Consider the following 8,043-nt stretch of genomic DNA (forward strand, 5'->3'; position numbering starts at 1 on the left):
GAGAAGTTATTGACAAAATTCAGCGGGTTTTGAATTTCGTGAGCGATACCAGCGGTGAGTTCACCGAGGGAGGCCATTTTTTCCGATTGGATAAGTTGGGCTTGGGTGGCCTTAAGTTCTTTATAGGCTTTTTTGATCTCTTTGGATTGGGCAACTTCCCGTTCCAAATTTTTTGCCCTTTCTTTCATTTTTATTCGCCTCTTTAATTCAGAATAGGTCAAGAAAATTGTTAATGCGATCAAAATCACATAAAGCATGTAAGCCCACCAGGTTTTCCACCAAGGTGGAAGGACAGTAACCACAATGGAGGTGCCCTCCTCGTTCCAAAATCCGTAGGCATTGGAGGCGATTACCTTAAAAGTATAAGTGCCAGGCTCTAAATTCGTGTAAGAAGCAAAGTTTCGATTGTCATAAATCCAGTCTTCATCCAATCCTTCCATCATATGTGCATATTGATTTTTTGAGGGATTGGCATAATGCAGTGCTGCGAATTCAAAACTGAGATCATTCTGATGATGCTTGAGTACAATGGATTTTGTAGCAAGCAGATCTGTGTCCAATGGAGAGCTTTCAGGCATATCATAGACGGAGCGATTTGAGATTGATAAATTTGAAAGGATGACCGAGGGAGGGATTTTGTTGGAAGCAATGGTTGAAAAACTCGTCACTCCATGATCTCCACCAAAGTAAAATTTCCCATCAGGGGTCTTATCAGCTGCCAGTGAAAGAAAAGTATTGCCACCTAGTCCGTCCGCTTCATTGTAATTGATAAAGGTCACCTTGCCCAAAGATTCATTTTGCATCATTTGGATAAGCCCATTTTGTGAAGAAAACCACATTTCTCCATTTTCACCGGGCAATACAGTCTCTAGGATATTGGTGGATAAGCCATCCTGTTCGGAGTATTTGGTGATCTCATCAGTTGCGATGTTCAAAATGTTAATCCCTCCATAAGTGGCAATCCATAAGTTTCCGTTTCCATCTTCCATCACATCCAATACTTCCTTACTGCTTAATGTGGCCGGATCAGCAGGATCGCTAGTGTAGTATTTTACGGCATTGGTTGCAGGATCTATTCGAGTGACTCCGGCATTGATGCTGGAAACCCAGATGTATTTTTCCCCAATTTCAATGTCAGAAATATTCGCGTCCTGAATGATGATTTCAGATTTTTGTTCAGCCACTTCCACGATAATCGATTGGTTATTGAGTTGATCTTCCTGCTTAAAAACAGCAATGCCATAGAGTGGAAGAAATTCAGGCTCGGGAGCGTTCCAATTATCGTAATGATGGCTATCATCTGAAGTATAGCGTAAAGCGTAGTTGCCGGGATTCAATTCGGTTTGGATAATTTGAAGTCGGTTTTTAATTGATCCTCCAGCCCAATAGGTATCATCAATACTCTCGGGGCGCATAATCGATTCTCCAGCTTCATTTTGGAGCCAACCAAAATCTACCATTCCAGATGGATCACCCTCCCCAACCCATACGACGTAATAAGTGCCCTTTTCGGTGATTTGAAAATCCTGAGTGAGCTCTTGGTTTTGGATGACATTTTTGATGATTGCCAGTTCTTTGCCGGTATCAAACCATTCTTTTATTTGTACCAAAATATCCTCAGGATAAGTGTTGACATATTGGCTGATGAGTTCATTGAAAGATTCAGTTTTTGGATCAAAAACAGTCAAACCTCCATTGGTACCTACCCAAAGCTTTCCTGATCGGTCCTCCCGGATGACCCGCACCTGATCATTTGGTAAGCTGTTTTTAGGATCTGCGGCATCACGTTTATATCGATTAACCTCCCGAAAGTTGGGGTTCATTTTGATCAGTCCGTCTCCCCATGTTCCAATCCAAAGGGTGCCATCCTCTTGTTCGTAAATCGCTCGTGCTGAACCGCCAAACATGTCATTTGACGAAGAAAACGCAACTTTTTGAATCGATTGATCTGATTCGTTGAGAATATTGATACCATTCCCACGCGTACCGATGAAAACTTTCCCAGGACTGATTTTTGAGGCGTACAAACCGTAAGTACCGCCTGAACTTACCGAATTTGGATTTTTCGGGTCATGGCCATAATGCTTAAAGGGCTTGTTGACAGGATCATATTTGAAGAGCCCATTGGTAGAAGAAGCTAGCCAAAAAATTCCGCTCTTGTCCAAGATCATTTCGGTAAAACGAATCGTCCACCCACCTGAAGAGATTTTTCTGTTGTCAGGAATGATGATCTCTTGGTATTCGTCTTTATTTCCTTGAAATTTTAAAACCCCTCTGAAATTATTTAAAATCCAAATATTCCCTTCTCTGTCCTCTTTGATGGAGTTAAAAAAAGTAGCAATATCAATGTTGTTAAAGTCATATTTTACGATCGTCTTCAAGACATCTTTTTGTTGATCATATTTGTAAACTCCCTGCCTGCTAGTAATCCATAATATTCCGTCCTTATCTTTGTAGAGCTCTGTGATGGTATTCTCAAATGTATTTAAATCATTTTCTTCTCTGAACTTAACAGGGCTAAAGGTTTTGAAATCCTTACGGAGCGACATCAGTCCATGGGTTGAAGACCCGCCCCAGATAGTTCCTTCCTCATCTTCATAGAGTACCATTGAAAGGCCATCATGGATCGCTTTTTCACCATTTACATTGGCAAATGGAGCCATTACCCAAGTGTCATTTTCCGCATCATATTGGACGATATCCATTCTGAGCGTGGAAGCCCAGATTCTTCCCTGAGAATCGCTTAGAATATTCAGTACCCTAGCGCCTTCAAAAATCTTTGTGAATTCATAATTTTTAAATGTGTTTTTGGCTCTGTCATAAAAGCTAACCCCAAGGTCTGTAGCGATCCAAAGATTTTTATTCTGATCTTCCTCAATATCAAAGACCATGTTGTGTTGGAGGCTTGTAGAATCGCCAATAATATTCCTGAAATTTTTCCAGGTATAGCCATCGTAGCGTTGGATGCCATTGGCTGTACCAAACCAAAGCAGACCATAGCTGTCCTGCATCACATCCATCACCTGTGGGGAGGCAAGTCCATTGGAGATAGAGATGGTTTCCATTTGGATTTCCTGGGATTTTACTTTTGTAGGATAAGCCCAAAGCAAAATAATGAGTGAAAGAAATGTTGTAGAGGATTTGATAATTGATAGTTTCATAAATCAAGTTGCTTTGAAAATTTTCAATTAATTGGGATTGTAATAATAAAAGTGGTGCCTTTATCCTCAGTAGATTCGACCGATAATTCACCCCCATGTGCCTTCACGATATCATAAGATAGAGATAATCCCAATCCAGTTCCCTGTCCTGTAGGTTTGGTGGTAAAGAAAGGTTGGAAGATTTTGTCTTTGATGGCTTTAGGGATACCTGAACCATTGTCTTTGATGCAGATTTCCACGCCTCCAGTACCTGCCAAATCTACCAATCGCGATTGGACCGTAACCTTTGGCATGTAGGTACCATCTGAACTGCAGTTTTCTTTTAAGGGCTTTTCTTTTTGATCTGCTGTACTTCGACTACGCTCAGCACAGGCGTAAAATGCATTATTGATCAAGTTTAAAAAGACACGGCCAACATCCTGAGCGACAACATTTACCTTTGGTAAATTTGGATCTAACTCTGTGTCAAAATCAGCTGAAAAACTTTTGTCCTTTGCTCTCAGTCCATGATAGCTCAGGCGCAAAAACTCTTCTGCCAACCCATTGAGGTTGGTCAGCTTTTTTTCGGAAGAGCTGCCCCGGCTATGCTCCAGCATGCCCTTGACTATCGCATCGGCTCGCTTGCCATGGTGTTTGATTTTCGCAAGATTTTCCTTTAGGCTTTTTCCGATGTTTTTTGCCTCATCTAGGTCACCATTTTCCAGTTCCTCATTCATTTCATCGACTAATTCTTCGCTGACTTCTGAGAAGTTATTGACAAAATTCAAGGGGTTCTGAATCTCATGGGCGATGCCGGCGGTGAGTTCACCAAGGGAGGCCATTTTTTCAGATTGTATCAGCTGAGACTGAGTGGCCTTAAGTTCCTCATAGGCTTTTTCGATTTCTTTTGCCTGGGCCAGTTCTTTCTGCCTGTTTTTCTCTTTTTCCCGAGCCAGGATACGAATGGTTTGTATCTTGACCAGGCTATAAACCAAGAGAACAAAACCTGCAAAATAGAGGAAAAATGCCCACCAAGTGGCATACCAAGGGGGAAGGATAACAAAATTGTAAGCAATTTCCTCCGATTGTGTGTTGAAGGTGTTTTTTGCTCGTACGCGAAAAGTATATTTGCCATAAGGGAGATTGGTGAACTCCCGTGAAACTTTATCCTCCCACTTACTCCATTCTTCATCATGGCCTTCTAAAAAAGTCTGATACCGTATCTTTTTTTCTCTCACGAAGAATGGAGCAACATAGTCAAAAGAAATACGGTTTCCCTTGAATGGGATTTCAGGAGTATTCCCGGCAAGAAATTTAGGTAGTGCAAATCGATCTTCTCCCGCCGAAACTGCTGTGAAATAAAGGGGAACAGGATGATCCACTTTATATTTTTTATTGGGGTCAAGTCTCATCAATCCCTCGTCGGTGCCGATCCAGAACACTCCGTCAGGTTCGGTATAGCCGGAAGCTACACCACTGGCAGTAATCAGGTTGACCGGATAGCTTTCCACTTTATAGCTGTTATCTTCCTGAGGCATGGCCAGTCGTTTTTCCCCCTTAAAATCCAAATAAACATTTCCGGTCTCCCCTACACCTAAGCCATAAGTGTCCATGTTGATTATGGCCACTTCATCCGAAAAACTGAAAACTTCGTCTCGCTCAAATTGCTCTAGACTTGTATCAAAATAGTAAAAGCCATTTACACCTGAGGTGTACACTTTCCCATTAATAGGCCCTCTGACAAGACCGGAAAGCCCTCTGATTCCATCTTTTTCCCTATAATCCTTTACTCTGGCATTAGGAATGTCCAGCTTACCCGAGGCTGTCTTTGAAAAAATTATTCGGAATAAAAATCCGGCTTGCGTACCAGCCCAAACCTCCCCTTCTTGATTCTCTGCCAGTGAATAAACAGCCCGTGAAACACCAGAAATAGGGCCAATATCCTCGTATAAGTACTCCCCATCACTATCGAGTTCTCTTTTGAATACATGGATGCCAAAATTCCCACTAAGGAAAACGTAGCCCTCGTGCATTTCTGATACCAATACCTTCAATGTCTGAAAATTTTCCGTGCCTTGGATGATGCTTGCTTTTGAACCTTTGATACTATAGATCCCTACTCCCGTACTCAATACGCCATTTGTATCTTGTATTAGGTCAAATACCTGTGTGTTGGGAATCCCTGCAATTTTCTTAATAATACCGTCATCCTTGTCAAGATAGAGTACACTGGTGGAAGTCCCGATATAAAGGGTATTATCAAAAGCAGAAAGGGAAAGGGCATTTCCGATTTCATAGGTATCAGAATCGAATCGGGTAAGGGGGGAGAATACTTCGATTTTAGAAAGGCCACTATTTGTCCCCACCCATAAATTTTCTGTATTGTCCAAATGAAAAGCATAGACACTTTGGTCGGGAATAGAGTTTTTGGTGTTGAATTGTGATTTGACCTTTCCTTCCCGGTCGATGATAAAAAATCCGTTTCCCAAAACACTCAGGGCGTAGGTACTGTCAGGTAGGGCCAAGGCTTTGTACAGGCTTCTGTCTTGTAGCAAATAATCGATTTCAGTCTGGAAAGGATTGAAATTTTCGCCATCATAATGAAAAAGACCGCCTGCAAATGCACCCACTAGAAATTCCCCTGGGTTTCGGTAGGGCAAGAGTACCTGCACCCGATCTGTACCCAGAAATTCACTTTCTGAAATAAATTCAAGTTTTTCCCCATGCTCTTTGAATAATCCCAAATCCATCTGATGGGTATAATAGGTATCATCCAGACTAAACCCATACATAAACTCCGTGTCCGGTTTCCAGATTTTAATGCTACTGGATTGATTTTCTCCACCGGGGGTATACACAAAAATAGCCTCCCTTGCCTGAAAGTAAATCTTTCCTTTGCTTTCACGGATCGACCAGATATCATTGAAAATAAAATCCGCAGGGAATCCATCTAAGAGCGATTGTTCCAAAATCTTCCCGGTCGAATCTGTAGTGACTACCCCAAAATCTCCTAATGAACCATAGTAGAAAGTGCCGTCTGAAGAATTTAAGGTAGATCGGACATTCGTGTTGAACTCCGTAGTGGGAGAGGCAAGCAACTCCCAGTTTTTCCCATCAAATTTCTGTAATCCAGAACTGGTGCCCACAAAGATGTACCCGTCCTTATTCTGATTGACATTCCAGACTTGCTGCCCAGCCATACTCAAATCCCCCACAACATAATTGGTATAGCTGGGTACACCATTGGATGCATTGATTTGGGCCAAGGCAGGAAAGCTCAAAATAATTATAAATATAATGATGAAATAGGACCGAAGTGCGTTTAAATCAAGAGGGAAGATGGTAGATTCTTTCATTTTTAAGGATTTGAATTGGATGGACAAAACCACACTAAGGCTACTACACTAAAATTTTAAAGGTTAAAATTACCCTTTGGACCTCCTAAATTTTCCGAACTGTTTTTGTCTTTTTGAAGCAGATAATCATCATTTCAATCAGTGCCTCAGGACTGCTCGCTTAGAATTTGATTCACTTCAAATTTCAGTGATTCGAAATTTATGGGTTTAGTGAAAAACTCTTTGGCTCCTGAACTCATCGCTCTTTCATAATTCTCACTGTCTCCATAGGCCGAAATCATACTTACCTTGATTTGGGGAAAATCGCTTTTGACCCTCTCCAGCAATTCTAATCCCGTCATACCAGGCATATTGATGTCTGAAAAAATATACATCACCTCAGGAGGTTTTTGACTCCTCAATATCTCAAGGGCTTCCTGACCCGAGAACGCAAATTCCAATTCAATTAAACCATTGCGGACCTCTTTCCTGAATTTCTGTCGAAACAACATTTTAACATCTTTCTCATCATCGACCACTAAAAACTTCATCTTTCTTCTTATTTTGGATAGTTATAAATCATTAAAACCAACTGGGTAATGTGCATTTTGACCCTTGGCACATTGTCCCCTGATAGGATATCCATAATTTAAAAAATTTGATCGTTTAAAATTTCGAATCAGGACGAACGATAGGATATATTGTCCGAAGCATAGGAATTTCTTTCCGAAAAAAAATAGGGCATTGGAAAATTACTTTTACCAAATGCCCTTAACAAGTTAAAACTTCTTTTCGATTTAAAAGCTCAATTTGCCGGTGGCCTTATCTCAAACCCTTGGCCTGTTACAACATTCAACATGTCATACCAATAGCGCATCATTGTAATCTTGCCATTCGAAACAATGCTTGCACTATGGTAGGGGATTACAATCGTTTTCCCTGAAGCCTTGTCAGTAGCGGTATTGATCCCCCAAGCCAATACCCATTCCCCCTCGTTCCATTGGTTGGACACTTTGATGGGCAGATAAAGCTCTTGTGAAAGGACCTGTTTGTATTGATTGGTACTATTCGTGTAAAATTCCTTGTGCTGAGCCACAGTGAGTGAGTCCAACCCTCCTCCTAAGCCATAAATCATGGCATCTGGTGCTAATTGGGCATTCATCCCAGCTACATCCCCGGCCTGAAGTGCTTTGGTATATTTCTCTATCACCTCCAAAGCTTTTGCAGAATTCGGAAATTCAATTGTGACATTTGGATTCTGTGCGTTTGAAATCATAGGCATTAACACCATCATAAATGCTAAAGCCACTATAGTTTTTAAAATTTTCATAAAGAAAGAGGTTAAGTTAAAAGATTTATTATTTAACTAACCTCCTGAATATTAATGATAAATAAAATCAATCAGGGACGAATAAGCGGATTTACTGTCCCAAAGTACCTTAAAAGTTTCCGTAGGAATAAATGGACATATGAATGGAAGGAATAGTAGCCATGACCGGTTCAAAACTGCCTTTGACGAACTCGGTGATTAAGGTCATACTTGTTAGGACTTTTTCAAATTCGTCCTC

The 8,043-nt window shown here is 41.0% G+C and carries 4 protein-coding genes; all 4 read right to left on the reverse strand.

Annotated features, from left to right (window positions below):
- The coding region (locus QZT73_RS11700; RefSeq protein ID WP_291788304.1) for a two-component regulator propeller domain-containing protein at positions 1-3,161 on the reverse strand (3,161 nt) is incomplete at its 3' end.
- Between the two features lie 23 nt (positions 3,162-3,184).
- Positions 3,185-6,496, reverse strand: coding sequence for a sensor histidine kinase (locus tag QZT73_RS11705; protein WP_291781699.1), 3,312 nt, complete (start codon positions 6,494-6,496; stop codon positions 3,185-3,187).
- A 146-nt stretch (positions 6,497-6,642) separates the two neighbouring features.
- The gene (locus QZT73_RS11710) at positions 6,643-7,026 is read right to left on the reverse strand and encodes a response regulator (RefSeq protein ID WP_291781702.1); all 384 of its coding nucleotides are present in this window, start codon (positions 7,024-7,026) and stop codon (positions 6,643-6,645) included.
- 254 nt (positions 7,027-7,280) lie between these two features.
- A complete protein-coding gene (locus QZT73_RS11715) occupies positions 7,281-7,805 on the reverse strand; it encodes a nuclear transport factor 2 family protein (protein ID WP_291781705.1) in 525 nt (174 codons plus the stop codon).
- Between the last annotated feature and the right edge of the window lie 238 nt (positions 7,806-8,043).

Origin of the sequence: Cecembia sp. (assembly GCF_007126775.1) — a bacterium.
Classification (GTDB): domain Bacteria; phylum Bacteroidota; class Bacteroidia; order Cytophagales; family Cyclobacteriaceae; genus Cecembia.